Source organism: Myxococcus virescens (assembly GCF_900101905.1).
In the GTDB taxonomy this organism is placed as follows: domain Bacteria; phylum Myxococcota; class Myxococcia; order Myxococcales; family Myxococcaceae; genus Myxococcus; species Myxococcus virescens.
Map to the genome: position 1 here is coordinate 517444 of NZ_FNAJ01000003.1, position 26209 is coordinate 543652.

Consider the following 26209-nt stretch of genomic DNA (forward strand, 5'->3'; position numbering starts at 1 on the left):
TCGGGAAGGCATGTTTCCTGGCTCAATATCTAGCAATTCACGGACAACCAGAAATTGATGACAGAAATCGGCCGAAATTAACCTTTATCTCCGTCCGGGGTTGGAGCCACGTGAGCATCAGGGAGACAGGCGGCCAGGTGGTGTCCCTGCCGGCGCGCATGGCCCGGGCGGGCCTGGAGCGTGCGCCGGACGAGGCGCTCTGCCGCGCATTCCTGGAGGGTGAGCCGGCGGCCTTCGAGGTGCTGGTGACGCGGCACCGCTCGCTCGTCTTCTCGCTGGTGCGCCGCTACGTGACGCGCCCGGAGGACGCGGCGGACCTGGTGCAGAGCGCCTTCCTGCGCGCGTTGGAGGCCTCGCGCCGCGTCTTCGCGCGCTTCACGCTGTCGGGACCGGCGCCCTTCCGGGCCTGGTTGGTGCGCATCGCGCTCAACCTGGCGAAGAACCACGCCCGTCAGGGGCAGCGGTGGCGCCCGGTGCTGGTGGCCTCCGGGCCGGACGACATGGTGGAGGACCCGTCGGAGTCCGCGCAGGACCGGCTGGAGCGGGCCGAGCGCGAACGGCAGGTTCGCGCCGAGGTGCTCACCCTGCCCCGCCGTCAGCGCGAGGTGCTGACGCTGCGCGTGGACGGCGGGCTGGCATTCAAGGACATCGCCGAGACGCTCGGTATCACGGAGAACAATGCGAAGGTGCAGTTCCACCATGCGATGAAGCGCCTCAAGGCGCGGGTGGGCGCGCCCGAGGAGAAGCACTGATGGCTGCGTGCCCTGACCAGGAAGAGCGGCTGGACCTGCACGCCGCGGGGGCGTTGGAGGATGACGAGGCGCTTGGGCTCATCCAACATTTGGAGGGCTGCGAGGGGTGCCGGCAGGCGCTCGCGGCATCCAAGGAGCTGCTCTCGCAGGTGGCGCTGCCCGCGCTGTCCCCCCAGGAGAAGACGGAGCTCCAGGAGCTGCCCCGGCGCACGCTGGCGGAGTGGCGCCGCGGCGCCCGGCGCCAGGGTCTGGGCTTGAAGACGCTGGGCGCGCTGGTGGCCACCGTCGCGGCGGTGACGTTGCTGCTGCTAGTGCCCGGCGCGTGGCGGCTGCCAGGCCTGGGACCGAAGGCGCCGGTGACGGCGACGGCGGCGCCCGCCACCGACGTCGAGGAACTGGACGCGGAGACGATGGCCGCCATCGAGGCCTGGGCGGGACTGGAGCCGCTGGACGCGGTGCTGTTCGAGGACTCCCAGGGCTGGGACGAAGCATTCGACATCGATGTGGGAGAGACGCTGTGAGGACGAGGGTGCGAACGCGGATGGCGGTGATGATGCTGGCCCTGCTGCCCTGGGTGGCGGTGGCCGCGCCCACCGGGCGCGAGGCCCGCGTCGAGGAGCGGCTGGAGCGCGCGGAGCAGCGGCAGCGACTGCGGCAGGTGCTGGAGCTGTCGGACGTCCTGGACCTGGACAACGCGCAGGCGCTGAAGCTGGAGGAGACGCTACAGCGCTTCGACGAGCGCCGCCGCCCGCTGCGCAAGCAGGTGCGTGAAGCGGCGCGCATCCTCCACCGGGCGTCACGAGGTGACAGTGAGGCCCTGGCGCAGGTGGACGCGGCGGCGCTGGGGGCCTTCGAGGCACGCGAGCGCATCGCGGCGCTCGACAAGGAGCTGTACCTGGCGCTGGCGAAGACACTGCCCCAGGAGAAGCGCGCCCGGCTCGCGCTCGCCCTGGCGCGCAGCGAGGGCCGCCAGAAGATGAAGCGGGAGCCCGGGAAGGACTCGTTGGGGCGCGGCGGATACGACAGCGGCATGCACTGACGCGGGGGGATTGGGGCCTGACGCCGAGCTCACTCCTCGGTGGGCTCGCTCGGGTCCTTCCTACCGGTGGCCAGGTACGACTCCGCGCGGGCCTCGAGGTGGGCGGCGAGCCGGGGCTCCACACGCGACAGCACCTCCCATTCGATATCCATGGCGCGGCGCACGACGGGCTTCGTCGGTGACAGGGGCTCCCCCGCGACGGAGGCCGCCGCCGCGCCTTCCCCCAGCTTCGCATCCCGATTACCGGCGCCCATGCTCGGATGCGAGGGCGCGCGCCCGTTGGTGGTGTAGTCCATCCGGTAGGCCCGCACCACGGAGCGGCCATCCGACAGCGGATGGACCTGCACGAAGATGCGGGACCAGTTGGCGCCCAGGTCCGTATTGCCCCGGATGCGCCAGGTGGTGTGGACGTAGAGCGGGTCCGAGCTGGGGAGCAGCTCGTACTTCTGCTCCACGAGCAGGCGTCGTGCCGTCGTCACCAGGGCGTCCGGCGGCAGCTTGTAGATGGCGTTGCCGCTGGTGGTCTCCACCAACTGCTGGCGGGTCTCGGGCGTGACGGCGCAACCGCAGGCTCCCAACAGGAGCCCCGCCGTCACCCACGTCGAAAGGCGTGAGCGCATGACGATGTTCTCGGCATGCCCCTGCGGGGAAGACGAATGGAGCATGACCTCCGAGCCCGGGGCCCGGCTCACGGAGGACATCCCTGAGAACGCACCGGACGTGCCCTCATATCGCCGTGCGCATTGAGCGGGTGGGCCCCCCTCCGCGGGGCAGAGGACTCGCACCTCCGCCGGGGAGGACCGGGCATCCAGCCCGAGGGGGCCTCGTCATGCCGTGGCTACCGTCAGGGAGGCAACGGCGCGCACCGCGCCGCCACCGAGGAGGCTTCCTTGCGGCTGCTGACCCGAATCGCCCCACCGCTGCTGGCGCTCGCTGTCGCCGCGTGCTCCAGCATCGACGTGAACACCAACTATGACCCCACCGCCACGCAGAAGCTGGAGGGGTACCGCACCTATGCCTGGCTCCCACAGCCCACGGGCAAGGACGACCGCGTCTACAACCCCATCGTCGGCGCGCGCGTCGAGCAGACAGTGGACCGCTACCTGCAGGCGCGCGGCTACCAGAAGGTGGAGTCCACCGCCAACCCGGACTTCCTCATCGGCTGGCACGGCGCCATCCACAACGCGTTGAAGGCGGAGACAGTGGACGCCTACTACGGCTATCCCTGGGGCGGTCCCTTCACGGACCCCTTCTTCGCGGGCGGCGCCGTCACCATGCCGGAGACGGCGCTGCGTGAGTACGAGGAGGGCTCGCTCATCCTCGACATCGTCGACCCGCAGTCCAAGCAGCTCGTCTGGCGCGGCACGGCCCAGGCGGAGCTGGACGAGAACGCCAGCGCGGAGAAGCAGCAGCGGCGGCTGGACGAAGCCGTGAAGGACGTGCTGGAGCGCTTCCCACCCAAGGCGAAGTGAGGAGGGCCCTTCGTGCGCACCGGCCTCGCGGCGACGCGCCTCCGCGAGGCCGGGCTTCACGGCGCGGGCTGCTCGGCGACCGTCCCCTCCTCCACGGCGTGGGCCGCGCGCAGGGACTCGGGGACGATGAGCGGCCGCTCCAGGCGCTCCCGCTCCCAGCCGCCCAGGTCCGCGCAGGCCTCGTAGGTGCTCTGGAGGAAGTCGAGCAGGTACGCCTTCGGGTCCTCCGCGCGCCGCACGTCGTCGTACGCCAACAGGTACTCCTTGATGTTGGCGTCGTACCGGGCCTGAGCCGGGCGCACGCTGGCGCGCGCGAAGCCCTCCGGCTCCGGGGCCGCGTAGCTGTAGAAGGCCGCGCCGCCGGTGGCCTGCATGCCGGGCCAGAAGCCCGCGCTGCTGACCTCCTCGCAGTAGGCCTCCTGGGTGATGGGGTCCGCGCCGGGGCGCGCTGGCGCGAGCCGGCCGGAGAAGCGCGTCACCGCCAGGTCGAAGCTCCCCCAGAAGAAGTGCACCGGGCTGCACTTGCCGGTGAAGCGCGCGCGGAAGTCCTCGAAGACGAGCGTGGCCTGCAGCAGCGCCCGCCACCAGTGCTCCACGGCTTCACCGTCATAGCTGGCGTGGTGCCAGTCCTCACCGAAGGGCGTGGTGTCGTCGGGAATCTCGACAGGCTGCTCCCAGATGCGCACGTCGATGCCCATGGAGCGCAGCGTCGCCATGAAGTCCCGGTAGAACTCCGCGACGGGCCGAGGCTCCAGCGCCATCACCCGGGACGGCCCACGGTTGGCGTGCACGTGCAGCTCGTGCGAGAGGAAGTCGAAGTCCACCTCGAAGGCGCCATTTCCGAAGGGGATGAGCCCTGTCGTCATGCCCCGCGCCGTCACGCGGAACGCGACGTTCCACCAGTGGTTCTGCGGCGGCGTCAGCGCCAGCTTCACCTTGCCGACGACCTGCGTGTACCGGTGCAACGTGGCGTAGGTGTCCTGCCACGCCTCCAGCGGCAGCGGCGGCCACACCGTGTCCCGGGTGTCCATGGGGCCTCCCTTCAAGCCGAGTCGGCATTCAGGGTGAGCCCCCACCGGCGCCCATGCCAGGGCGCCAGCCAGGGCCGCATGCCTCCAGGGCGGGGACCAGAGGGCCAGCCCCCACGCGCCCTCTGGGGGGCTACGGCTGCGCGAGCGCGCTGTCGATGGCCGCCTTCAGCTCGGCGCTGTCCGGCGTCACCGCGCTGGGGAAGCCGGCCTTCACCTGGCCGTCCTTGCCCACCACGTACTTGTGGAAATTCCACTTGGGCGCGGGGTGGTGCTGCGACAGGAACGCGTAGACGGGCGACTGGCCGTCCCCCTTCGTCTTCACCTTCTCGAACATGGGGAAGGTGACCTTGTAGCGGAGCTCACAGAACTTCTTGATCTCCTCCGACGAGCCCGGCTCCTGGCCGCCAAAGTCGTTGGACGGGAAGCCCACCACCACCAGGCCCTTGTCCTTGTATTCCTGGTGGAGCTTCTCCAAGCCCGCGTACTGCGGCGTGTAGCCACATTCCGACGCGGTGTTCACCACCAGGACGACCTTGCCCTGGTAGCCGGACAGCTTCTCCGGCTTGCCATCGAGCCGGTTGGCGGAGAGGTGATGGAAGGACATGGGCTTCTTCTCGCTCGTGGGTTCGGACTTCGCGGGGGGAGGAGGCTTCGGCGCCGCGGCGAGCGCCGGGGTGAAAGCCAGCGCCGAGGCCAGGGTCAACAAGGGGAGGGTTTTCATGCCGCTCCCCAGGATGCCCCAGTCCCCCGCCCGTTTCACGCCCGCCGCGCCGCGGCACGCGAGCGTGTGTCCTCATCCGAAAAGAGCGACTTGAGCACCCGGCCGGTGGGCGTCTTCTGCTTCGCCACCTCGCGGGGCGTGCCCTCCGCGACGATGTGGCCTCCCGCCTCGCCCCCATCGGGCCCCAGCTCCACCACGTGGTCCGCGGCGCCAATCACGGACGGGTGGTGCTCGATGACCACCAACGTGTCGCCGCGGTCCACCAGCCGGCCCATGAAGGTGATGAGCTTCTCCACGTCGCCCAGGTGCAGGCCGGTGGTGGGCTCGTCCAGCACGTACAGCGTGGGCTCGTGCCGGGCGGAGGCCGTCAGCTCGGCCGCCAGTTTCAAGCGCTGGGCCTCACCGCCGGACAGGGTGTTAGAACCCTGGCCGAGTTGGAGGTAGCCCACGCCCAGGTCGGCCAGGCACTCCAGCGGCGCGGCCACGCGGGGCAGCGCCTTGAAGACATCCTTGGCCTCGTCGGCGGACAGGCGCAGCACGTCGCCAATGGTGAGCCCGTGGTAGCGCACCTCCAGCGTGGCCGCGTCGAAGCGCGCGCCGTTGCAGGCCTCGCACGGCGTCACCACGTCCGGGAGGAAGGACATCTCATGGGAGATGGCGCCCTGCCCGTCGCACGCGGTGCACCGGCCGCCACTGGCCGAGTTGAAGGAGAAGCGCGTGGGCGTGAAGCCCTTGATTTTCGCCTCGGGCGTGGCCGCGAACACGCGGCGCAGCTCGTCCCAGATGCCCAGGAACGTCGCCGGCACCGAACGCGGCGTGCGGCCAATGGGTGACTGGTCCACCGACAGCACGCGCTTCACCGCCTCCGCCCCGTGCAGCGAGGTGAAGGGGCCGGGCTTCGCCGTGACGCGGTCCAGCTTCTCGCGCAGCGCCGGGTACAGCACCTGGCGAATCAGCGTGCTCTTCCCGGAGCCCGACACGCCGGACACCACGTTGAGCCGCCCCACCGGCAGCCGCAGGTCCACGCGCTTCAGGTTGTTGGCCCGCGCGCCCTTGAGCTCAATCCACTGCTTCGCCTCGCCCCGGCCCGAGGGAGGCCGCACCTGCGACTCCTTCAAGGCCCGCGCGGTGGGTGAATCACTCTCCAGCACCACGTCCGGCGGCCCCTCCGCCAGGATGTGCCCGCCACCCCGGCCGCCCGTGGGCCCCAGGTCCAGCAGGTGGTCCGCCGCGCGGATGGTGTCCGAGTCATGCTCCACCACCAGCACCGTGGAGCCCGTGGCCACCAGGGCGCGCAGGTTGTCCAGCAGCCGGTGCGTGTCGCGCGGGTGCAGACCGATGGTGGGCTCGTCCAGCACGTACATGGCGCCGGTGAGGCCCGCGCCCAGCTGCGCGGACAGGCGCAGCCGCTGCATCTCCCCGCCTGACAGCGTGGCCGCGTTGCGGTCCAGGGACAGGTAGCCCAGGCCCACGCGCTCCAGGAACTCCATGCGGCGCAGCAGCTCCTGACGGGACGGCTCGCCCAGGAGCGCCCGGTCCCCCTTGAACTTCCAGCCGCGCACCCGCGTCAGCGTGGACGCCACGGACTGCTGCACCACCTCATGGTAGCGCGCGCCCTCCAGCCGCACGCCCCGGGGGACGGGGGCCAGCCGGCTGCCACCGCACGTGCGGCACGGCGCGACTTCGCCCTCGGCCATCGCCTCGGCGCCGCCCTGGATGCCGGTGCCCTCGCACGACTCGCAGCGCCCCTGCTTCGTGTTGAAGGAGAACCAGCGCGGATCCAGCTCCGGCACGGCGGTGCCACACTTGGGACAGGTGCGCTCGGTGGACAGCAGCGTCTCGCCCTTGCCGGCGTCCACCTTCACCGCGCCCTGGCCCCAGCCCAGCGCCTTCTCGAAGACGTCGCGGTCCAGCTTCGACAGCTTGCCCTCGTACATGACGAGGTCGATGTCGTGCTCACGCGTCTTCGCCAGGCGCGGCGGGTCATCCGTGGACGCGAGCTTCCCGTCGACGACGGCCCGCGAGATTCCCGCGCGCGCCGCCGCCGCGAAGATGTCCAGGTAGGTGCCCTTGCGCGAGCGCACCGCGGGTGCCAGCAACGTGCCTTCGCCCTTCATCGCCGTGAGCTGCGCGAAGAGCACGTCCGGCGACAGGGAGGTGATGGGCGAGTCGTCATTCGGGCAGTGCGGCTCGCCCAGCTTGGCGAACAGCAGGCGCAGGTAGTGGGCCACCTCGGTGACGGTGGCCACGGTGCTGGTGGCTCCCGCTCGCGAGGTCCGCTGCTCCAGCGCCACCGACGGCGGCAGCGAGCTGATGCGCTCCACATCCGGACGCGGCATGGAGGGCAGGAACTGCCGCGCGTAGGGGCTCAGCGTCTCCAGGAAGCGGCGCTGGCCTTCCGCGAACACCACGTCGAAGACGAGCGAGCTCTTGCCCGAGCCGCTCGGCCCGGTGACGACGGTCATCTTCCCCAGCGGGATGCGGCACGACACGTCGTGGAGGTTGTGCTCGCGCGCGTGCTCCACCTCGATGGCGGGGACCTCACCCTTGCCCGGCTTGCGCAGCTTCACCGCGCGGCCCAGCGGCTTGCGCTCGCCCCGCAGTGCCTGGGCGGTGGCGCCCTTGCCGCGAGCCACGTCCTCCGGCGTCCCTTCCGCCACCAGCCGGCCACCGTCACGGCCGCCCACCGGGCCCAGGTCGATGACCCAGTCCGAGGCCTTCATCACCGCCACGTCGTGGTCCACCACCAGCACGCTCGCGCCGAAGTCCACGAGCGCATTCAGCGCGGTGATGACGTGGCGCACGTCCTCCGCGTGCAGGCCAGCGCTGGGCTCGTCGATGAGGAACAGCGTCCCCTGCGCCTCACTTGCCAGCGCTCGCGCCAGCTTCAAACGCTGCGCTTCGCCCCCGGACAGCGTGGACAACGGCTGCCCCAGCGGCAGGTAGCCCAGCCCCAGCCGCGCCACCGGCCCCAGCGTGCGCTTCAGCGCCGCGTCGCCGCCGAAGTGCTGGAGCACCTCGTCCACCGTCATCTCCAGCACCTGGGCCACGCTGAAGCCCTGGTGGCGGACGGCCAGCACCTCTTCCTTGAAGCGCCGGCCGCGGCACACCGCGCACAGCAGCGCCACGTCGGCGAGGAACTGCATCTCCACCGTCTCGTAGCCCTCGCCCGAGCAGGCCTCGCAGCGGCCCTTGTCGACGTTGAAGGAGAAGTGCGCCGCCGTGAGGCCGCGCACCTCCGCGTCGGGCTCGGAGGCGAAGCGCTCGCGCAGCCGGTCCCACGCCTTGGTGTACGTGGCCGCGTTGCCGCGCGAGGTGCGCCCCAGCGGGGACTGGTCCACCAGGGTGATGGCCTTCACCGCATCCATGCCCTCCACCGCGTCCACCGCGCCGGGCGCCTCCACGTCCTTCACGCCCAGCCGCCGCGCCAGGTGCCGGTACAGCACCTCGTCCATCAACGTGCTCTTCCCCGAGCCGCTGGGCCCCGTCACCGCGCACAGCACGCCCAGGGGCACCTCCACCGTGAGGTCCTTCAGGTTGTGCTCGCGGGCCCCCCGAATCACCAACGCCCCGGTGCGCGTGCGCGGCGTCCGCGGCACCTCGTCCACGCCGGCCAGCAGCCGCCCCGTGGGCAGGTCCTGCTTCTTCGCCAGCGCCTCCGGCGTGCCATCGAATACCAGCCGCCCGCCCTGCTTCCCGGCCCCGGGCCCCAGCTCCAGCACGCGGTGCGCCGAGCGGATGACCAGCGGGTCATGCTCGATGACGAGCGCGATGTTGCCCCGCTCCGCCAGCTCCGCGATGGCCTCCGTCAGCGGCGGCACGTCGCCCGGGTGCAGGCCCACGGTGGGCTCATCCAGCACGAAGAGCGCGCCGGTGAGGGACGTGCCCAGCGCGGCCGTCAGGGACACGCGCTGCGCCTCGCCGCCCGACAGCGTGCGCGCGGGGCGGTCCAGCGTGAGGTAGCCCAGGCCCACCCGCTGGAGGTAGCGCAGGCGGCCGGCCAGCTCACGCCGCGCCAGCTCCCCCTGCCCCGTGGTGGTGCGCAGCGCGTCCAGCCGCGCCAGCGCATCCGTCAGCTCCAGGTGGTGCCACGACGGCAAATCCAGCCCGCCCACGCGGTACGCACGCGCCTGGGCGTTGAGGCGTCCGCCGCCGCAGCTCTCACACAACGTGTAGGCGCGATAGCGCGCCAGCAGCACGCGCACGTGCATCTTGTACGTGCGGCCCTCCATCCACCGGAACCACGCGCGCACGCCCGGATAGGCGCGGCCCTCGTCGTAGTCGCCCTCGCCCTCCAGCACCGACTCGCGCTGCTCGGGCGTCAGCAGGCCCCAGGGCTTGTCCCACGGAATCCCCCGCGCCTTGCACCAGCGCTGGAGCATGCCGCGCTCCCACGTGGTGGACTGGCCGGACCAGGGGCGGATGGCCCCCTGCGACAGGCTCAGCTCGGGGTTGGGAATCACCTTGCCCCAGTCGATGCCAATGGTGCGGCCGAACCCACGGCACGCGGCGCACGCGCCCACCGGCGACTGGTAGCTGAAGAGACCGGGCCGCGCGGCCTCGAACTCCCGCGCGCACTTGGGGCACACCAGCCCGCGCCGCAGCCGCTGGGGCACGCTCTGCCCCGGGACGAAGAGGTGCGCCTCGCCGTCCGCGCGGTTCCACGCGTCCTCCAGGGCCTGCGTCACGCGCGACAGCTGCGCGTTCGTCAGCTTCACGCGGTCCACCACCACGCGCGCGATTCCAGCCGGGTCGGTCGCCTCGGCGGGACGGAGCGACTCCAGCTCCTTCACCTCGCCCTGCACCATCAGCCGGTGGTAGCCGTCCTTCAGCAGCCGGGCCCGCGCGTCCAGGAATGCCGCCGTGTCGGGGATGCGCAGCGGGAAGGTGAGGATGGCCTGCGCGTCCGGGTGCTCGCGTATGGCCGCGGCCGCCGCCACGCGCGCGTCCGTCCGCACCGCCTCCACGCCGCAGGTGCCGCAGACGGGCACGGCTTCGCGAGTGAAGAGCGCGGACAGGTACGGCTCCACGTCCGCCAGCGTGGCCACCGTGGAGCGCGAGCTCTTCACGGGCGCGCGCCGGTCCACGGCCACGCCCGCGGCCACGGGCTCCAGGGCATCCATGGGCGGCCGCTCCAGCCGCTCGAGGAACTGCCGGGCGTACGGGCTGAAGCTCTCCACGAAGCGCCGCTGCCCCTCGGCATACAGGGTGTCGAGCGCCAAGCTCGACTTCCCGGCGCCGGAGACGCCAGTGACGCAGACGAACTCCCCTTCCGAGAGGTCGACCGACAGGTCCTTCAGGTTGTGCGTGCGCGCGCCAACGAGGTGAGTCTTGTGCATACGGGTGGCAGGTTTAACGACTGGACACTTCGCCGCCAATCACAACTGAGGGAGCACCTGTGGGAACTCGCCTCCCTGGCTGGCGATGAGGCGGACACCCGGAGCCCGGAGGCCCGCTCAGGCGCCCGTCCAGCGCACCCGCAGGGCGTACCCCGCGGCCTGCCGCTCCAGCACCTCCACCTGGGGCAACACCTTGGTGCGAAGCAGGACGCCCTCCACCACGCCGGCGACGAAGTCCGGCAGCGGGTCCGGGTCCACGACGCGGATGCGCCATTCCCCCGCCTGCACCGGCTCCAGCAGCATCTTCATGTCCTCGCGCCCCGCCCGCAGATACGTGGGCAGTCGCGTCAGACACCGCTCCGTCCCCAACAGGGGCGCGGCGGTGGCGAAGATGCGACCCACCAGCGTCTGGGCGAACCCCTCCACATAGCGGTGCCCCAGGACGCGGTTGGCCGCCTCGGGCGGCTGCCCCACGCAGACATGGCGACGGGCCACCCCCAGCGCCGCCCGCCACACCGCCAGCGGGTAGTACTCCTGCGACGCCTCCATGTCGTAGCCAATGTCTCGCAAGGACTGGGCGAAGGGGCCCGTGGGCTTCAACGCATGGACAAAGAGCCCTTCGAAGTTCCGCCGAGGCACCTGCACCGGCAACGGTGGTGGCTTCTGCGGCTCGGTGGCCGTCTTGTCGTCAAAGCCCCGCCGTTCCATGAGTTCCCCCTGTCTCCACCGGTCCACCCCGGTCCTGAAGCCAGTGTATCAGCCCGGGCGCTTCGTCACCTGCACGCCACACCGGCACGGCACCCCGCTTTTACAACAGCAGACGTCGTGTAACGATGAGCGTTCGTCATCAAGAGGTGTCCCATGCGGGTCCTGATTGTCACCCAGGGGGGAGGGGCGGACCTGGCGCCAGTCGAGTCCTGGTTGCGTGAGCAGGGACACACGGTGGTCACCGTGACGCGCGAGGCGGCGGTGCCCGCAGCGTGGCGCAGCGGAACGTGCACGCTGGTGATGGTGGATGCCCGGACGGACCCCTCCCGCGTCCCGCTGGTGCGCGCGCTGCGCAGCCTGCCCGGCGGTGAGGAATCCGTGTTGCTGCTCCTGGGCCACCGGGGCGCGCTGGGCGGACTGCGGCCCGTCCTGGAAGCCGGCGCCGATGATTTGCTCGCGTGGCCCGTGGACGAGGAGGAACTGGCGCTGCGGGTGGAGCTGGCCCACCGCCGCTTCGTCCGGCGCGAGGGCCGCAAGGGCCTGCCCTTCGGAGATGACCTGAAGGAGACGCTGCTGGCCGTCAGCCCCGTGCCCACGGCCATCACCACCATCACCGAGGGGCGCGTGGTGGCGGCCAACGAAGCCTACTTCGAACTCTTCGGCTACACGCGCGAGGAGGTCATCGGGCGCACCACGATGGAGCTGGCGCTGTGGCAGGCGCCCCTGAACCGCTCGCAAATCGTGGACACGCTGCGGCGCCACGGCACGGTGCGCGGCGTGGACGCGCAGTACCGCACCCGCGAGGGCGAGCTGCGGCACACGCTGCTCTTCATGGGCCTGGTGCCCTATGGCGGCACGCCCCACGTCATCTCCTTCTTCCCGGACATCACCCCGCTCAAGCGCGCCGAGGAGAGCCTGCGCCGCTCGGAGGTGAGCTTCCGCACCCTCATCGGCAGCCTGCCGGACCTGGTGGCCGTCTTCGACACCGACGCGCGCGTGCGCTACGCCAACCTCAAGGTCGCCACGGCCCTGGGCTACGAGAGCGTGAACGAGCTGCTGGGCAAGCACTTCTCCGACATCATCCCGACGGAGGACTTCGCCAGCGCCAACGCGCGCATGCACGAAACCATCCGCACCGGCCGCGCGGCGCTCCAGGAGCGGCGGCTGGTCAAACGCGACGGCAGCGTGCTCCACGTGGAGTCCACCACCTTTCCCCTGCCCTTCGACGGCGAGGACTCCATCGTCTCCGTCTCCCATGACTTGACGGAGCGCTACCAGATGCAGGCGCGGCTGATGCTCGCGCAGCGCATGGCCTCCGTCGGCACACTGGCCGCGGGCGTGGCGCACGAAATCAACAACCCCCTGGCCTACCTCACCGCCAACCTGGCCTTCGCGCGCGAGGAGCTCACCGGCGTGCTGCCCACCGGCACCCGGAACATGGAGCCCCGGCTGGCGGAGGCGGTGGCCAGCGCCCAGGCCGCGCTCGCCGAGGCGCAGCAGGGCGCCGACCGGGTGCGAAGCATCGTCCGGGACTTGAAGACGTTCAGCCGGGTGGACTCAGCGGAGAGCGAGGAAGTGGACGTCCGGCAGGTGCTGGAGTCCACGCTGAACCTGGCCACCACGGAGATTCGTCACCGCGCCCGCCTGGTGAAGCAGCTCGACGCGGTCCCCACCGTGGTCGGCAACGAGTCACGGCTGGGACAGGTGTTCCTCAACCTGCTGGTGAACGCCGCCCAGGCCATTCCCTCCGGGACGCCGGAGCGCCATGAAATCCGCGTCGTCACCCGCCTTTCGGGCAACGGCCTCGTCTGCGTGGAGGTGTCGGACACGGGCGCCGGTATCGCCAAGGAACACCTGCCGCGCCTGTTCGACCCCTTCTTCACCACCAAGGAGCCCGGGGTGGGCACCGGACTGGGCCTGTCCATCTGCCACAGCCTGGTGACGGCCCTGGGTGGCGAAATCCATGCGACGAGCGAGCCGGGCAAGGGCTCCACCTTCCAGGTGCTCCTGACCCCCTCCCAGCGGCTCGGGACGGAGCGCCCACCGCCCGCTCCTCCGCCCGCCCCCACGGAGAAGCGGGGCAGCGTGCTGGTGGTGGACGACGAGCCGCTCGTCTGCACGGCCCTGGGGCGTACGCTGCGTCCACACCACGACGTCACCCTCTTCACCCGGGCCCAGGAGGCCTTGGAGCGCATCGAGGCCGGCGAGCGCTTCGACGTCGTCTTCTGCGACCTGATGATGCCGGGCATGAGCGGGATGGACTTCTACTCCGCCCTCCAGGCCCGCCACCCCGAGCAGGCCCAGCGGGTCATCTTCCTCACCGGCGGCGCGGTGACGCCTCAGGCCCGCGCCTTCCTGGAGTCGGTGCCAAGCCCCCATCTGGAAAAACCGTTCGCTGGCAGGGAACTCCTCTCCCTGATCCAGGAACGGCTCGCGCACGCATAGCGAATTGTCAGCCTGTGGAAGATTTGGACAGGCCCCCCCACCCCCTGCCCCTATCCTCCCCACCGCCCCCGACCGCAGGGCAGGGAACCGTCCACAGGAGGCATGCGCAGAGTGTGCTTTCCGTGACTTTCCAGTCACACGCCGCGCCCAACCCACTGGAATCCCAGCGTTTTTATGACGGCGGATTCGAGCGTGCGGGGCTGGTACGCGGGTTGCTGAGGCACTGACGCGCCGCACCGCGAGTCCACGCGGAGCGTGCGGTCGGGCGAGGTCCGGGACACCGGAGCCGTTCGGCGAAACCTCTCCTTCGGAGGCGCTCGGACGTGACGTCGTTGCGGCAGAAAGCGTTGAAGCTGGGTGCGCCGTGGCTGTGTGCCGTGGCGGTGGCGTCGAGCGGCGCCGCCGTGGCGGCTCCGCCGGCCAAGGCCCAGACCGCGGCCACGAAGGGCACGACGGCCTTCTCCACGGAGACGGTGGTGGAGCGCGCGCGGGCGCTGGCGGCCAGGCCCTACCAGGCACCGCCGAAGTCACTGCCGAAGGCGTACACGCAGCTCAACTACGACCAGTACCGCGACATCCGCTTCCGTCCGGAGCGCGCGCACTGGCGCGACGCGGGCCTGCCCTTCCAGGTGCAGTTCTTCCACCCGGGCTTCCTGTTCCAGTCCCCGGTGGTGATGAACGTCGTGGAGGCGGGCCGCTCGCAGCCGCTGCGCTTCTCCCAGGACCTCTTCAGCTACGGCAAGGTCGTCAACAAGGCGTCCCTGCCTCGCAGCGGCGTGGACGGCTTCGCGGGCCTGCGCTTCCACCACCCACTCAACCGCCCGGACATCTTCGACGAGCTCGCGGTGTTCCAGGGCGCCAGCTACTTCCGCTCGCTGGGCCAGGGCAACCTCTACGGCCTCTCCGCGCGTGGCATCGCCATCGACACCGCGCAGCCGAGCCCCGAAGAGTTCCCGGAGTTTCGAGAGTTCTGGCTGGAGCGCCCGGCCTCTGGCGCGGGCCAGGTGGTGGTGCACGCGCTGATGGACGGCCCGAGCATCACCGGCGCGTACCGCTTCACCATCACCCCCGGCTCGAACACGGTGATGGAGGTGCAGGCCACCCTCTTCTCGCGCCGCACCATCGACAACCTGGGCGTGGCGCCGCTCACCAGCATGTACCTGTTCGGTGAGAACGACCGCGCGAAGTTCGACGACTTCCGGCCGGAGGTCCACGACTCGGACGGCCTCCTCGTCTGGACCCGGGACGGCGAGCAGCTGTGGCGCCCGCTGCAGAACCCGCGGCAGGTGCGCACCTCCAGCTTCCGCGCGGAGAACCCGCGCGCCTTCGGCCTGCTCCAGCGCGATACGGCCTTCCACAACTACGAGGACCTGGAGGCCCGCTACGAGCGCCGCCCCAGCGCGTGGGTGGAGCCCGTGGGCGAGTGGGGCGCCGGCGCGGTGCGGCTGGTGGAGATTCCGACGCCGGACGAGACGCACGACAACATCGTCGCCTTCTGGGTGCCGGACGCGCCGCTCACCCCGGGCACGCCGCTGCGCGTGGCCTACCGCCTGCACTGGGGCGCCAGGTCGCCCTGGGAGAACACCGGCGGCGTCGTCACCTCGACGCGCATCACCTCCGCCATCACCCCGGGCATGCCCGTGGGCGAAGGCGTCACGCCGGCCACGCGCCGGTTCATCCTCGACTTCTCTCGCACCGCCCGCGCCGAGGACGGGCCGGTGGAAGCCGTCATCACCGCGGCCAAGGGCCAGGTGCTGCGCTCCACCATCCAGCGCCACGAACCTTCCGGGGGTTGGCGCACCACCTTCGAGCTGGAGCCCGAGGGCACCAGTGAACCCATCGAGCTGCGCGCGTTCCTGCGGCGCGGTTCCGAGACCCTCACCGAGACCTGGAGCTATCTATGGATTCCGTGACGACGCCGAACACCTGCCCCTCCGTGCCGACCGACTGGGTCCGCCCGGAGACGTGCGTGGCGCTCGACGCCTTCTTCCAGGGCTTCGGCTTCGAAGCCGCCGAGGACCTGGCCGCGCTGGCCGCCTGGGCGCTGGAGGGTGTCACCGCGTCCAACGTGAAGCCGCAGGCCGCCGTGGCCCTGGCCCGTGCCCGCATGGAGACGTGGCTGACGCGCGTGCTGGACATGGACGTGGTGGGCGAGGGCCGGCTGCTGACCCGTGGCCGCGCCGCCTTCGTCCTCAGCGACGGCGCGCGCTTCGGCGCCTCCGTGCTCACCCGGGACGCGGTGCCGCGCGAGCTGTACCGCGCCCTGCGCGCCGCGGTGCCGGTGCCGACGCCGGCGCAGGTTGCCACGCAGATGCCGGAGCAGCAGCTCGTGCTGTGGCCGCTGGGTGAGCGCCTGCGCCGCTGGCTTCGCGCCGGACAGCCGGACATGTCCGTCTCCCGCTGACGCAGGCTCCTGCTCCGGGAGATTCCGCCATGCACGCTCATTCGTTCTCACCGGAGAGCGCCGGCATCCGGCGCCTCTTCGTCCTGGGCCTTGCCGCCGTGTCCACCCTCGCGGGCACGTGGGAGATGCACCGCCTGCTGAGCGCGCGCGGCACCACCGTCCCCGAAGGCGTGCTGCTGGTGCTCTTCGCCCTGTGCTTCGGGTGGATTGCGCTGTCCTTCTGGACGGCGGTGGCGGGTTTCCTCCAGCTCGCCGTGAGCAAGCGGCTGCCCGGCCTGCGCTGGCCCACGGCGGAGGAGTCCGCCACGCGGCTCACCTCGCGCACGTCGGTGGTGATGCCGGTCCACAACGAGGACCCGGCCTCCGTCTTCGCCAACGTGCAGGCCACCTACGAGTCCGTGGAGGCCACCGGGCAGCTGGACGCCTTCGACTTCTACATCCTCAGCGACTCCACCCGCCCGGAGGCGTGGATCGCCGAGGAGCTCGCCTGGGCCGACCTGTGCCGCCGCGTGGGTGGCCAGGGACGCATCTTCTACCGGCGCCGCACGGACAACACCGGCAAGAAGGCCGGCAACCTCCAGGACTTCTGCGAGCGCTGGGGCCGCCACTACGACTTCACCATCGTGCTGGACGCCGACAGCCTGATGGACGGCCGCACGCTGGTGACGATGGCGCGGCTGATGGAGCTCAACCCGCGCGCGGGCATCCTCCAGGCGCCGCCGCTGAACGTGGGCCGCAGCACCCTCTTCGCCCGGCTGCAGCAGTTCGCCGGGCGCGTCTACGGCCCGGTGGTGGCCGCGGGCGCGGCGGCGTGGCAACTGGGCGAGTCCAACTACTGGGGCCACAACGCCATCATCCGCACGGAGGCCTTCATCCAGCACTGCGGCCTGCCGGTGCTCCCCGGCCAGCAGCCCTTCGGTGGCCACATCCTCAGCCACGACTTCGTGGAGGCCGCGCTGATGCGCCGCGCCGGCTACACCGTGTGGCTGGTGACGGAGCTGGGCGGCAGCTTCGAGCAGCCGCCCCCCAGCCTGCTGGACTACGCGCAGAGAGACCGCCGCTGGTGCCAGGGCAACCTCCAGCACCTGAGCCTGGTGGCCGCGGGCGGCCTGCACCCCATCAGCCGGGGCCACTTCCTGATGGGCGTGATGTCCTACGCGGCGTCCCCGCTGTGGCTGCTGTTCCTGATGTCCGGGCTGATTGCCGGCCTCTACGACGGGTGGCTGTCCTTCTCCAACCCGCACCTGCTGGAGGACCTGGGCCCGGAGGCGCTGGCGTTCGACACCACGGGCGCCGTGCGGCTGTTCTCCGTGTCCATGGCCATGCTGTTCGCGCCCAAGTGCTTCGGGCTCCTGCTGGCGCTGGCCAGTTCCCAGGACTCGGCGCGCATGGGCGGCCGGATTCGGCTGGTGCTGAGCGTGGCGCTGGAGAGCGTGCTGGCCACGCTGATGGCGCCGGTGATGATGCTGTTCCAGTCGCACTTCGTCTTCGGCACGCTGCTTGGCTACAAGGTGACGTGGTCCAGCCAGCAACGCGACGACGCCGACCTGCCCTGGGCCGAGGCGGCCCGGCGGCATGCCGTTCACACCACCGTGGGCGTGGTGCTGGCGGCGGTGGCGTTCTTCCTGTCGCCCGGGCTGCTGCTGTGGCTGTCACCCGTCGTGGCCGGCCTGCTGCTGTCCATCCCCCTCTCCGTCTTCACGTCCCGCGCGTCGCTGGGCATCTGGCTGGAGCGGCGCGGGCTGCTCGTCATCCCCGAGGAGACGGAGCCGCCGCGCGTGTTGGAGCGGGCACAAGAGGTGGCCGAGGAGCACGCGCTGGAGCCGGTGAAGGACGCGGTGGACCACGTCATCTCCGATGCCAAGGCGCACGCGCTGCACCTGGCGCTGCTGGAGTCCCAGCCCTCGCCGGCCGCCGTGCCCATGGCCCTGGCCTCCGCGCGGCGCAAGCTGCTGGGCGACAACGTGGAGCCGCTGTCCCCGCCGGAGAAGACGGCGGTGCTGATGGACGCGCACACGCTGACGGAAGCCCGCGAGCGCCGGCTGACGCTCGCGGTCTCCTGAGCACCCGCGGGACTACGCGAAGAGGCGGCTGAGCACGGCCACCATCTGCGCCACGTCGGTGGCGCAGGCCATCTCCCGGATGGAGTGCATGGACAGCATGGGGTTGCCCACGTCCACCGTGCGGATGCCGAGCTGGCCCGCGGAGATGGGGCCAATGGTGCTGCCACAGCCCAAATCCGTGCGGGTGACGAAGTGCTGCGGCGTCACGCCGGCCTCGCGGCACAGCGCCGTGAAGAAGGCCCACGACTCGCCATCCGTGGCGTAGGACTGATTCACGTTCGACTTGATGACCGGGCCCGCGCCCATGTGCGGCTGGTGCTTGGGCTCGTGCAGGGACGGATAGTTGGGATGGATGGCGTGCGCCATGTCCGCGCTCACCAGGAACGAGTGCGCGATGGCGCGGTGGAACGCGTCCGGCTTGCCGTCCGAGTGCGCCAGCGTCAGGCGCTCCAGCAGCGTGCGCAGGAAGGGTGACGCGGCGCCCTGCGCGCTGCGGCTGCCCACCTCTTCGTGGTCGAACAGGATGACGCCGCTGGTGGCCTCACGCGACTCGCTGCTGGAGAGCAGCGCGGACAGGCTGGCGTGACAGCTGGCCAGGTTGTCCAGGCGCGGCGCGTGGAGGAACTCGCCGTGCGCGCCCGAGCGGATGGACGGCTGCAAATCATAGAGGCACAAGTCGTAGCCGAGGATGTCCCCCGCCTGCGCCTTCACGCCGCCCTTGGCCAACTCCTCCAGCAGCAGCCCCTGCAGCTCCGCGACGCCCGCGCGCTCCAGGCCCAGCACCGGCACCATGTGCTCCTGTGCGTTCAGCTTGAGCCCGTCCGAGTTCACCCCACGGTTGAGGTGAATGGCCAGGTTGGGCACGCGCAGCAGCGGCCGGCGGAAGTCCACCAGGTGCCGCTGGGGGCGGCCCTCCACCATCACCATGACGCGGCCGGCGAGCGACAAGTCCCGGTCCGTCCAGGTGTGCAGCAGCACCCCACCGTAAATCTCCACGCCGAGTTGCTGGTAGCCGTTCTTCGTCACCGCCGCGTTCGGCTTCACTCGCAGGTTGGGCGAGTCCGTGTGCGAGCCCACCAGCCGGAAGCCCGCCCGGTCCACGGGCTGGGTGCCGAGGTGGAAGGCCGCGATGCTCGTGTCGCCGCGGGTGATGAACACGCGCGCGCCCGGCTCCAGCGTCCAGGGCTCGCGCTCGTCCAACTGGCGGTAGCCCGCCTGCGTCAGACGGCGGGCCGACTCGCGCACCGCGTGGTACGGCGTGGGCGAGGCGTCGATGTACTCGAGGAGGTCTCCAGCCAGGGCGTCGGTGTCGATGGGGCTCATAGGGCGCCCCAAGCTAACGCCGTCCGGCCCCGCCGCCACTCCCGAAAGTCACCGGCCTACCGGGCGGGCAGGCGTTTCGCTGGAGGCTGTGCGGGGAGAATGGTGGTCGCGGGCCGGGCCCCCGGGGCCGCATCCAGGAAGGTGCCCAACAGGACCCAGCGGCGCGAGGTCTCCTCCTTCCCCTTCCGGGCCAGCAGCGGCGTCGTGTAGTGCCAGAAGGGCAGCCGGTACACGGTGATGCCGCCCACGGTGCTGACGGGGGTCATCTGCGTGAAGTGCCCGTCCTGGGCATAGATGAGGTACTGGTGGTCCACGCCGGGCAGCGTGAGGCTGACGTGCATGTCCACGTAGCCGTCCCGGGCCTCGGGCTCCTCCGGGTGGTGGTCGTTGTGCGGCCCGGAGTAGTCCCCCGGTCCGTAGCACAGCGCCTGGATGCCCCACTTGCGCCGCAGCGCCCGGCCCGTCACCGCGGCGGCGAACCCGGCGAAGGTGTCCGAGCGCAGCATGTCCGTCAGCCCCACGGACTCCGCCGCGCGCCACGAGCGGGAGCGGCGGCTCTCCAGCAGCGCCGTGCTCACCCGCACCGTCTTGGGCAGCAGCTCCATGTAGTTCATCGTCTGCCCGGAGATGGAGTCCGCTGGAATCGGATCCTCCATGGGCACCATCGTCTCGCGCATCGCCGCGTCCAACGCATCGCGGCATGCGGCGGCACGGCGTGGGTCGATGACACCTTGCAGTGACACGAAGGGACGCGCCGGGTCGAGCAGCGCGCCCACCACGTCACGCTCCTTGCCGTCGAGGATGCGGCGACCCCGGGGGGTCAGCCAGTCAGCGAACTCTTTGGGAAAGGCCTTCATTGCGGTGGAACATATCGCCCCACGCAACCTTTACAGCTGTCTTGCGATAATCACCGACAAGCTGATTTTTCCCGGAGCCCCCCAGGCCATGTCCCGCATCGACAGCCGCCCCCGCGTCATCTCGAACCCCACCACCGCGCCTGCGCGGGCCCAGCCGGCGGCTCAGCAGGCGGCCAACGTGGCCCGGGCCACCGCCGTGGGTCACACGCAGGTGAACTCCTTCGAGGGCGCGGCCCGGGCCCGTCCGGCCGCGGCGGCCCAGCCGATTCCCGGTGCGTGGCGCGGCGGTCCGGACACCGAGGTGGGCAAGGCGGTGCAGTCCATCGTCTCGCGGCTCCAGTCGAACCCCGACGCGAACAACATCACCATCAAGGGTGACACCGCGGCCAGCCTGTTCAGCCGGGCCATCCTCGACAGCAAGCACGTGACGAACGAGCAGCTCATCGCCATGGCGAACGTGTCGCTGGACCAGCTCGCCAGCGACGAGAAGACCAAGGCGAAGGTCTACAAGAAGGTCCCGAACGTGCGCGACCTGCCGGTGCACAAGTTCACGGTGGCGATGATGTCCGCCGCGACGGGCATCGACCCGCAGAAGCTGTCCGAGGCCGTGCCGGACCTGGGCCTGACGGGCGCCCCCAACACGCCGCTGCTCTACGCGGCCAAGGGCGAGGGCATGCAGCGCTCCACCGCGCTGCACGACTTCACCGACTACCTGCGCGGCGCCGGCATCAAGGGCCTGAACAAGGCCGTGTGGGGCGTGGAGAACCGCGTCCTCTCCGCCATCGTCTCCGCCGTGGGCGGCGGCCGGTACTGAGCACCGCCACCGCGTCGCGGTGAGCACCGGGGCCGGGTCCTCCTTCGCGGAGGCCCGGCCCTTCGCCTTTCAAGCGCGCCCTGCCCCACGGCCTGGCTCGCGCGGCCGGGCCGCATCGAAGCGCTCCGCCAGAGCCGCGTGAGCAATCCCCGGCAGCGGGTGCGCCCCAACCTTCAGCCGCTTCGCCCCGTTTCCTCTTGGATGCGCTGCCGGGCCGCCTCCAGCCGCTTCGCGCGCACCTTGCCAGCGACGCCCAGCAGCACGCGGTCCCGAGCCCAGCGCTCTCGTGTGATGGCATCCGTGGCGGCCCAGAGGGGTTCGCACCGCTCCAGCACCGCGCGCTTGGTGAGCGCCAGCCCTCCGCCCAGGGCCACGTGCGTGGACGCCGCCGTCGGGTCCGACTGGGACAGGCCCCGCATCATCACCGCCAGGGCGGACAGCTCCTCGCGCACGTCGTCCGGCCAGCCGCTGCGGCGCCCGACCTGGAGCAGCCAGCCCAGCATCGCGAGCTGGACGTGGCAGTCTTCCACGGTGCGGAAGGGCTTGAGGTAGCGCGCGTAACCGTCTCCCAGAAGCACGTCCCCCGAGGCGACCGCCACGTCCTCCAGGGACAGCTCCGCGTGGGGAACCTCGGGGATGAAGGGCAACTCCGGGAGCGCGCTCAGCCGCACACCGGGCCGCTTCGCGTCCACCGCCACCATGCGCAGGCGGTTGCGGCCCTGGGCGTCCTGCCCCTCCGACGCCACCACCAGCAGCAGCTCCGCGCGCGTGCCCAGGGTGACGAACGTCTTGGTGCCTGACAAGCGTGGGCCCGCGCCGGTATCCGTCAGCCGCGTCTCGATGGCATTGGGATGCGCGCCACCCGGCTCCGTGGCACAGAGCGCGATGGTCCGCTCCGCCGGGAGCTCCGGAAACAGGCGCCGGTGCGCGGCGTGGTAGCCAGAAGCGAAGGCGAACCCCAACCTGTCGGCGACGAAGCCCCCGGCCAGCGCCAGGTCCGCGGGCGAGGAGAAGCGGGAGGACAGCCCCAGGTGCTGGCGCCACCAGGCGTCGACGGAATCGAGGACCTGGGGCTCGGCGGGTGCGGTGAGCAGGAAGTGGAGGACGTCGTTCACGGGGGGAGTCTATTGGCGACCCTCACCAGCGCGTCCACCCGTTCTTGCATGAAGGGTCGAGCAGCCACCGCTCCCTCCCCCCAGGACTCCTCAGGGCTGTCTTACTGGCTCTGGGTATTCTGAACCACGCGGCAGCTGCGGCGACCGCACAGCAGGATGTAGCTGGCCTGCTGGTCACAGCCTCTCGCGCCAAACGTGTCACGATTCAGCCGCTGGGTTGATATCGAGTCCTGCTCACATTTCAGGTCGAAGGCCGCTTGGCGAAGAAGGAGCTCCTGGATGTCGACCCCATGAGGATCAGGGCAATACCCAAAGGCGTTGCAGCCCACCTCGTAGCGCCGAAGCTTCTGACAGCCTTCCGCATAGTACGCGCCCGACTCGTTCGGAGCCCCGGCGTAATCATAGACAGGATTGACTGCCAGGTCTTTCTCCGGACAGGCCATGTCCTGCGCAGCCTTCCCTCGGATGGCACTCAGAGCGCCGCTCCCACATCCAGATGACATCAGCGCCACAACGAAAGCGAGTACGACGGCCCGCATGCAATTGGCTCCGTTCATGAAGCTCGGAAAATGTTTCGGCAGAGAACGCAAGAGGCCACGAGCGCACCGTCAATGCGCAGCCCCATACGTGCCCAGCACCATCACGGCACGCACAGCCGGCACTGCGGCGCCCTCCTTGGGAGGGCGCCGGAGCCTGCGCGCAGCTCAGCTCGCGCGCTTACGGCTGGGCGACTTCGCCCGCCGCTGGGTGGACTTGCGGGTACCGGCGGATGACTTCTTCCCCGCCGCCTTCTTGACCCCCGCGCCCTTGTTGCCCCGGGACTTCGACACAGACTTCTTTCTCGACGTCGACGAGGTCTTCGCCTTCTTGGCCGACGACTTCCGGGCCGGCGCCTTCTTCGCCGGGGCCAGGATGGTGCCCCGGCAATTGGGCGCGCCGCAGCGGCAGACGTAGAGCGCCTCGGCTTCGGGCCCCATGTCCTCGGTGCGCTCGTAGCCGTAGTCGTACACCAGCTCCTCACCGGGCTCGATGGAGGTGAGCGCGTAGATGTAGATGTGGCCCTTTTCGATGAGGGCTTCACAGTTGGGCGCGCACGAGTGGTTGATGTAGCGCGCCTCGTTGTGAATCGTCCCCGCGTCCAGCACCGTCCTCTTGTCGAGGTTGAACAGGAACGTGTGGTGCCGCGCCATCGATTCGTCGTCGTAGCGGACGTCCGCCTCCGCCTGCGTGATGCGCTCACCGAGGTACTCGATGATGCGCGTGCCCTTGCGGATGCGGCGGATGGCGAAGGCACCCTGGCCCTGGATGGACGACGGGTGCAGCTCGAAGGGAAGCGGCTTCGTTGAAGGAATGAAGTTGGGTGAGGTCATTCTGTTGTGAGCGCCCCAGGTGTTGATGTCGGCCAGGACGCTCCGGCTGCGGCGGTGTAGCGTGCACCAGTCCGACTTCCGATGAAAGGCGAACGATGATGCGGTGGTGGCTCGTCCTGGGTGCCGTGAACGCTTTCCTCTCCGTCAGCGCGGGGGCCTTCGGCGCGCATGCCCTGAAGAGCCGGCTGCCCCAGGACCTCCAGGTCATCTTCGAGACGGGGGCGCGGTACCACATGTACCACGCGCTGGCCCTGCTGGCCGTGGGCCTGCTGGGACACTTCCGCCCCTCGTCCCTGCTCAACGGCGCCGGCTGGGCGATGCTGGTGGGCATCGTCCTGTTCTCTGGCAGCCTCTACGCGCTCGCCCTCTCCGGCGTGCGCGTGCTGGGAGCCATCACCCCGCTGGGGGGCCTGGGCTTCCTCGCCGGCTGGCTCCTGTTCGCGGTGGCCGCCTGGCGCACCACGAACTGAGCCCCGCTCACTCCCTCCAGGACGGGGGGAGTGGGTAGTACCGGTCGAGGTCGTCGTGGTTGACGAAGCCGCACGCCTCCCGCTGCACCATGAAGCACCAGCGCTGGTGCTCGGCTTCCTTGCGCAGGGCCTGGTGCCGGGCAAGCTGCGCGCGCCGGTCGGCGGTCCGGAGGGACCGCAGTTGACGTTCGACCTCGGACAGCTCCCGCAGCGTCTCCTCCAGCTTCACTTCCAATTTCCGAAGCGAGGAGGCCTTCTCCGCCTGGAACTCGGCCTCTAGCGCCTGCAGTGCGTTCGAGCGGTCTTGGAAAGCCATGCCCGTCGAATTAACACCCAGGCCTTCCCGCCGCCCGAGCTTGCTCGCTCCCCTGCCTATGCGCGCCTTCCTCTTCGTCTCGCTGTTCGCCACCACCGTGGCGACCGCTGCCGAACCGACGCACACCGCCCCACCAGCGTCCTATCTGTTGCGTCCCGACCGCGTCTTCGACGGTGTCACCGCCAGGCCGCACTCGGGATGGGTCGTCCTGGTGACGGGCGACCGCATCGCCGCCGCGGGGCCGGAAGCCAAGGTGAAGGTCCCCCAGGGCACCACGTCCGTTGACTTGAGCGGCACCACGCTGCTGCCCGGCCTCATCGAGGGCCACTCCCACCTGCTCCTCCATCCGTACAACGAGGCGTCCTGGAACGACCAGGTGCTGAAGGAGTCGCTGGCGCTGCGGGTGGCCCGCGCCACCAACCACGCCCGCGCCACGCTGGCGGCGGGCTTCACCACCGCCAGGGACCTGGGCACCGAGGGCGCGGCCGACGCGGACGTCGGCCTCAAGCAGGCCATCCACCAGGGCATCATCCCCGGCCCGCGCCTGCTGGTGGCCACGCGCGCCATCGTCGCCACTGGCAGCTATGGCCCCAAGGGCTTCGCCTCGGAGTGGCACGTCCCCCAGGGCGCGGAAGAGGCGGACGGCGTGGAGACCCTCACCCGGGTGGTGCGCGCACAAATCGGCCAGGGCGCGGACTGGGTGAAGGTGTACGGCGACTACCGCTGGGGCCCCAACCAGGAAGCCCGCCCCACCTTCTCCCTGGAGGAGCTGAAGCGCATCGTCGACACCGCCCGAAGCAGTGGCCGCCCGGTGTCCGTCCATGCGAGCACGCCGGAGGGCATCCGCCGCGCGGTGCTGGCCGGCGCGGAGAGCATCGAGCACGGGGACGAAGGCACCGCCGAGGTGTTCCGCCTCATGGCCCAGCGGGGCGTCTACCTCTGCCCCACCCTGGCCGCCAGCGCAGCGATGTTTGAACACCGCGGCTACAAGCGCGGCGTGGACCCGGAGCCCGCCCACCTCCAACAGAAGCGCGCCACCTTCCGCGCGGCCCTCAGCGCCGGCGTCCCCATGTGCGCGGGTGGAGACTCCGGCGTCTTCCCCCACGGGGAGAATGCGCGTGAGTTGGAGCTGATGGTGGCCTACGGCATGACGCCCGCGCAGGCGCTCCAGGCCGCCACCTCCAGCAACGCGGCGATGCTCCACCGCGAGGACCAGCTGGGCCAGGTGAAGGCGGGGCTGCTCGCGGACCTGGTGGCGGTGGAGGGCGACCCGACGAAGGACATCACCACCCTGCGCAAGGTGCGCTGGGTGATGAAGGGCGGCACGGTCGCCGTGGAGCACCGCTGAGGCGCTACGGCTTCCAGGCCGAGGACCACACGCCCTGCTTGCCCGTCACCGGGTCCGCCCCGGGCAGGGGCACCTGGGCAATCCGCTGGACGGAGGCGTCGTGCGTCGCCTTCTCCGGGCGCTGCAAATCGTAGTCGCCCGTCCCCTCCGGGTAGCCGCCCACCACCAGGAAGTCCCCGCTGGCCTCCAACCGGCGGTGGCCCGTGCCCGCGGGGAGCACCAGCACATCGCCGGCTTGGACGGTGACCTCCTGCCCGGACTCGCCGCCCAGCTTCAGCCGCGAGGTGCCAGAAGCTACGCCCAGCACCTCGTGCGCATTGGAGTGGTAGTGGTGGAAGTCATAGACGGTGTACCGCCAGCGCGCCGGCCAGCCATTCGCGGTGAACAGCTTCTCCAGCGCGCTCGCCTTGTCCCCTTCCAGCGTCACGCCGCGATAGACGAGCGTGGGCAAGCGGCTGTTCGGCGTCATCCCGTCATCCTTGAACAGCAGCCGCTCAGGTGATGCCGCCTGCTGCACCTTCGACGTGGACGGTTGGAGTGTCGTCTGTGTCATGCCCGGAGCTCCCAGCAGGAAGGTGGTGGCCAGGGCGCCGCGAAGCAACCGGCGCTGAAGTCGCGTCAT

Annotated in this window: 23 protein-coding genes; 11 read left to right on the top strand and 12 right to left on the bottom strand. The window is 70.7% G+C overall.

Annotated elements, in window-relative coordinates; genetic code table 11:
• The first annotated feature begins 110 nt into the window (after nt 1–110).
• The 3 genes from BLU09_RS12450 to BLU09_RS12460 are packed head-to-tail and all read left to right on the top strand — an operon-like array spanning nt 111 to nt 1791.
• On the top strand, nt 111–752 hold the full coding sequence (locus BLU09_RS12450; protein WP_090489553.1) for an RNA polymerase sigma factor: 642 nt from the start codon (nt 111–113) through the stop codon (nt 750–752).
• Nucleotides 752–1273, top strand: a complete 522-nt coding sequence (locus BLU09_RS12455) for a zf-HC2 domain-containing protein (protein ID WP_090489555.1) — start codon at nt 752–754, stop codon at nt 1271–1273. The genes BLU09_RS12450 and BLU09_RS12455 overlap by 1 nt, the downstream gene beginning before the upstream one ends.
• Nucleotides 1270–1791, top strand: a complete 522-nt coding sequence (locus BLU09_RS12460; RefSeq protein ID WP_090489557.1) for a hypothetical protein — start codon at nt 1270–1272, stop codon at nt 1789–1791. The genes BLU09_RS12455 and BLU09_RS12460 overlap by 4 nt, the downstream gene beginning before the upstream one ends.
• Nucleotides 1792–1820: 29 nt before the next feature.
• Here the strand turns inward: BLU09_RS12460 and BLU09_RS12465 are convergent, their stop codons facing one another.
• Complete coding sequence (locus tag BLU09_RS12465) at nt 1821–2456, bottom strand: hypothetical protein (protein WP_143043130.1); 636 nt, start codon at nt 2454–2456, stop codon at nt 1821–1823.
• 225 nt (nt 2457–2681) lie between these two features.
• Between BLU09_RS12465 and BLU09_RS12470 the strand changes: the two genes are divergently transcribed.
• The gene (locus tag BLU09_RS12470; RefSeq protein WP_090489561.1) at nt 2682–3263 is read left to right on the top strand and encodes a DUF4136 domain-containing protein; all 582 of its coding nucleotides are present in this window, start codon (nt 2682–2684) and stop codon (nt 3261–3263) included.
• Between the two features lie 56 nt (nt 3264–3319).
• Here the strand turns inward: BLU09_RS12470 and BLU09_RS12475 are convergent, their stop codons facing one another.
• The 4 genes from BLU09_RS12475 to BLU09_RS12490 form a co-directional block, all read right to left on the bottom strand.
• Nucleotides 3320–4294 carry a DUF5996 family protein gene (locus tag BLU09_RS12475; protein WP_186817887.1) on the bottom strand — a complete coding sequence of 325 codons (975 nt, stop codon included), beginning with the start codon at nt 4292–4294 and terminating at the stop codon, nt 3320–3322.
• A 130-nt stretch (nt 4295–4424) separates the two neighbouring features.
• Complete coding sequence (locus BLU09_RS12480; protein WP_090489934.1) at nt 4425–5015, bottom strand: glutathione peroxidase; 591 nt, start codon at nt 5013–5015, stop codon at nt 4425–4427.
• Nucleotides 5016–5050: 35 nt separating this feature from the next.
• Nucleotides 5051–10354: an excinuclease ABC subunit UvrA gene (gene uvrA / locus BLU09_RS12485; RefSeq protein ID WP_090489565.1), complete on the bottom strand. Its 5304-nt coding sequence runs from the start codon at nt 10352–10354 to the stop codon at nt 5051–5053.
• Between the two features lie 117 nt (nt 10355–10471).
• Nucleotides 10472–11062 carry a DUF2378 family protein gene (locus BLU09_RS12490; protein WP_090489567.1) on the bottom strand — a complete coding sequence of 197 codons (591 nt, stop codon included), beginning with the start codon at nt 11060–11062 and terminating at the stop codon, nt 10472–10474.
• A gap of 153 nt (nt 11063–11215) precedes the next feature.
• Between BLU09_RS12490 and BLU09_RS12495 the strand changes: the two genes are divergently transcribed.
• The 4 genes from BLU09_RS12495 (at nt 11216) to mdoH (ending at nt 17974) form a co-directional block, all read left to right on the top strand.
• Complete coding sequence (locus BLU09_RS12495) at nt 11216–13507, top strand: PAS domain S-box protein (protein ID WP_090489568.1); 2292 nt, start codon at nt 11216–11218, stop codon at nt 13505–13507.
• Between the two features lie 323 nt (nt 13508–13830).
• Entirely contained in the window at nt 13831–15420 is a 1590-nt protein-coding gene (locus BLU09_RS12500) for an OpgD/OpgG family glucan biosynthesis protein (protein ID WP_090489570.1), read from the top strand.
• Nucleotides 15408–15911, top strand: coding sequence for a hypothetical protein (locus BLU09_RS12505; RefSeq protein ID WP_090489571.1), 504 nt, complete (start codon nt 15408–15410; stop codon nt 15909–15911). Before BLU09_RS12500 ends, BLU09_RS12505 begins: the two co-directional genes overlap by 13 nt.
• A gap of 29 nt (nt 15912–15940) precedes the next feature.
• The gene (gene mdoH, locus BLU09_RS12510) at nt 15941–17974 is read left to right on the top strand and encodes a glucans biosynthesis glucosyltransferase MdoH (RefSeq protein ID WP_090489574.1); all 2034 of its coding nucleotides are present in this window, start codon (nt 15941–15943) and stop codon (nt 17972–17974) included.
• A 12-nt stretch (nt 17975–17986) separates the two neighbouring features.
• Here the strand turns inward: mdoH and BLU09_RS12515 are convergent, their stop codons facing one another.
• Together BLU09_RS12515 and BLU09_RS12520 are read right to left on the bottom strand one after the other, a co-directional pair.
• Nucleotides 17987–19297 (bottom strand): M18 family aminopeptidase, encoded by a 1311-nt coding sequence (locus tag BLU09_RS12515; protein ID WP_186817888.1) that lies wholly within the window; start codon nt 19295–19297, stop codon nt 17987–17989.
• Nucleotides 19298–19353: 56 nt separating this feature from the next.
• Nucleotides 19354–20154 (bottom strand): hypothetical protein, encoded by an 801-nt coding sequence (locus BLU09_RS12520; RefSeq protein ID WP_090489936.1) that lies wholly within the window; start codon nt 20152–20154, stop codon nt 19354–19356.
• An 88-nt stretch (nt 20155–20242) separates the two neighbouring features.
• Here BLU09_RS12520 and BLU09_RS12525 point away from each other — a divergent pair, with 88 nt between their 5' ends.
• Nucleotides 20243–20968, top strand: coding sequence for a hypothetical protein (locus tag BLU09_RS12525; RefSeq protein WP_140789707.1), 726 nt, complete (start codon nt 20243–20245; stop codon nt 20966–20968).
• Nucleotides 20969–21141: 173 nt separating this feature from the next.
• Here the strand turns inward: BLU09_RS12525 and BLU09_RS12530 are convergent, their stop codons facing one another.
• The 3 genes from BLU09_RS12530 to BLU09_RS12540 form a co-directional block, all read right to left on the bottom strand.
• Nucleotides 21142–22083 (bottom strand): acyl-CoA dehydrogenase family protein, encoded by a 942-nt coding sequence (locus BLU09_RS12530; protein ID WP_090489579.1) that lies wholly within the window; start codon nt 22081–22083, stop codon nt 21142–21144.
• A gap of 101 nt (nt 22084–22184) precedes the next feature.
• On the bottom strand, nt 22185–22526 hold the full coding sequence (locus tag BLU09_RS12535; protein ID WP_244171653.1) for a hypothetical protein: 342 nt from the start codon (nt 22524–22526) through the stop codon (nt 22185–22187).
• Nucleotides 22527–22787: 261 nt separating this feature from the next.
• Nucleotides 22788–23453 carry an SET domain-containing protein gene (locus BLU09_RS12540; protein WP_090489583.1) on the bottom strand — a complete coding sequence of 222 codons (666 nt, stop codon included), beginning with the start codon at nt 23451–23453 and terminating at the stop codon, nt 22788–22790.
• Between the two features lie 95 nt (nt 23454–23548).
• Here BLU09_RS12540 and BLU09_RS12545 point away from each other — a divergent pair, with 95 nt between their 5' ends.
• The gene (locus BLU09_RS12545) at nt 23549–23923 is read left to right on the top strand and encodes a DUF423 domain-containing protein (protein WP_090489585.1); all 375 of its coding nucleotides are present in this window, start codon (nt 23549–23551) and stop codon (nt 23921–23923) included.
• Between the two features lie 7 nt (nt 23924–23930).
• On the opposite strand, the gene BLU09_RS12550 is transcribed toward BLU09_RS12545, so the two are convergent.
• A complete protein-coding gene (locus tag BLU09_RS12550; RefSeq protein ID WP_186817889.1) occupies nt 23931–24239 on the bottom strand; it encodes a hypothetical protein in 309 nt (102 codons plus the stop codon).
• Between the two features lie 58 nt (nt 24240–24297).
• On the opposite strand from BLU09_RS12550, the gene BLU09_RS12555 reads away from it, so the two are divergent.
• On the top strand, nt 24298–25587 hold the full coding sequence (locus BLU09_RS12555; RefSeq protein ID WP_090489588.1) for a metal-dependent hydrolase family protein: 1290 nt from the start codon (nt 24298–24300) through the stop codon (nt 25585–25587).
• Between the two features lie 4 nt (nt 25588–25591).
• Here BLU09_RS12555 and BLU09_RS12560 read toward each other — a convergent pair whose 3' ends face one another.
• Nucleotides 25592–26209: a cupin domain-containing protein gene (locus BLU09_RS12560; RefSeq protein WP_090489590.1), complete on the bottom strand. Its 618-nt coding sequence runs from the start codon at nt 26207–26209 to the stop codon at nt 25592–25594.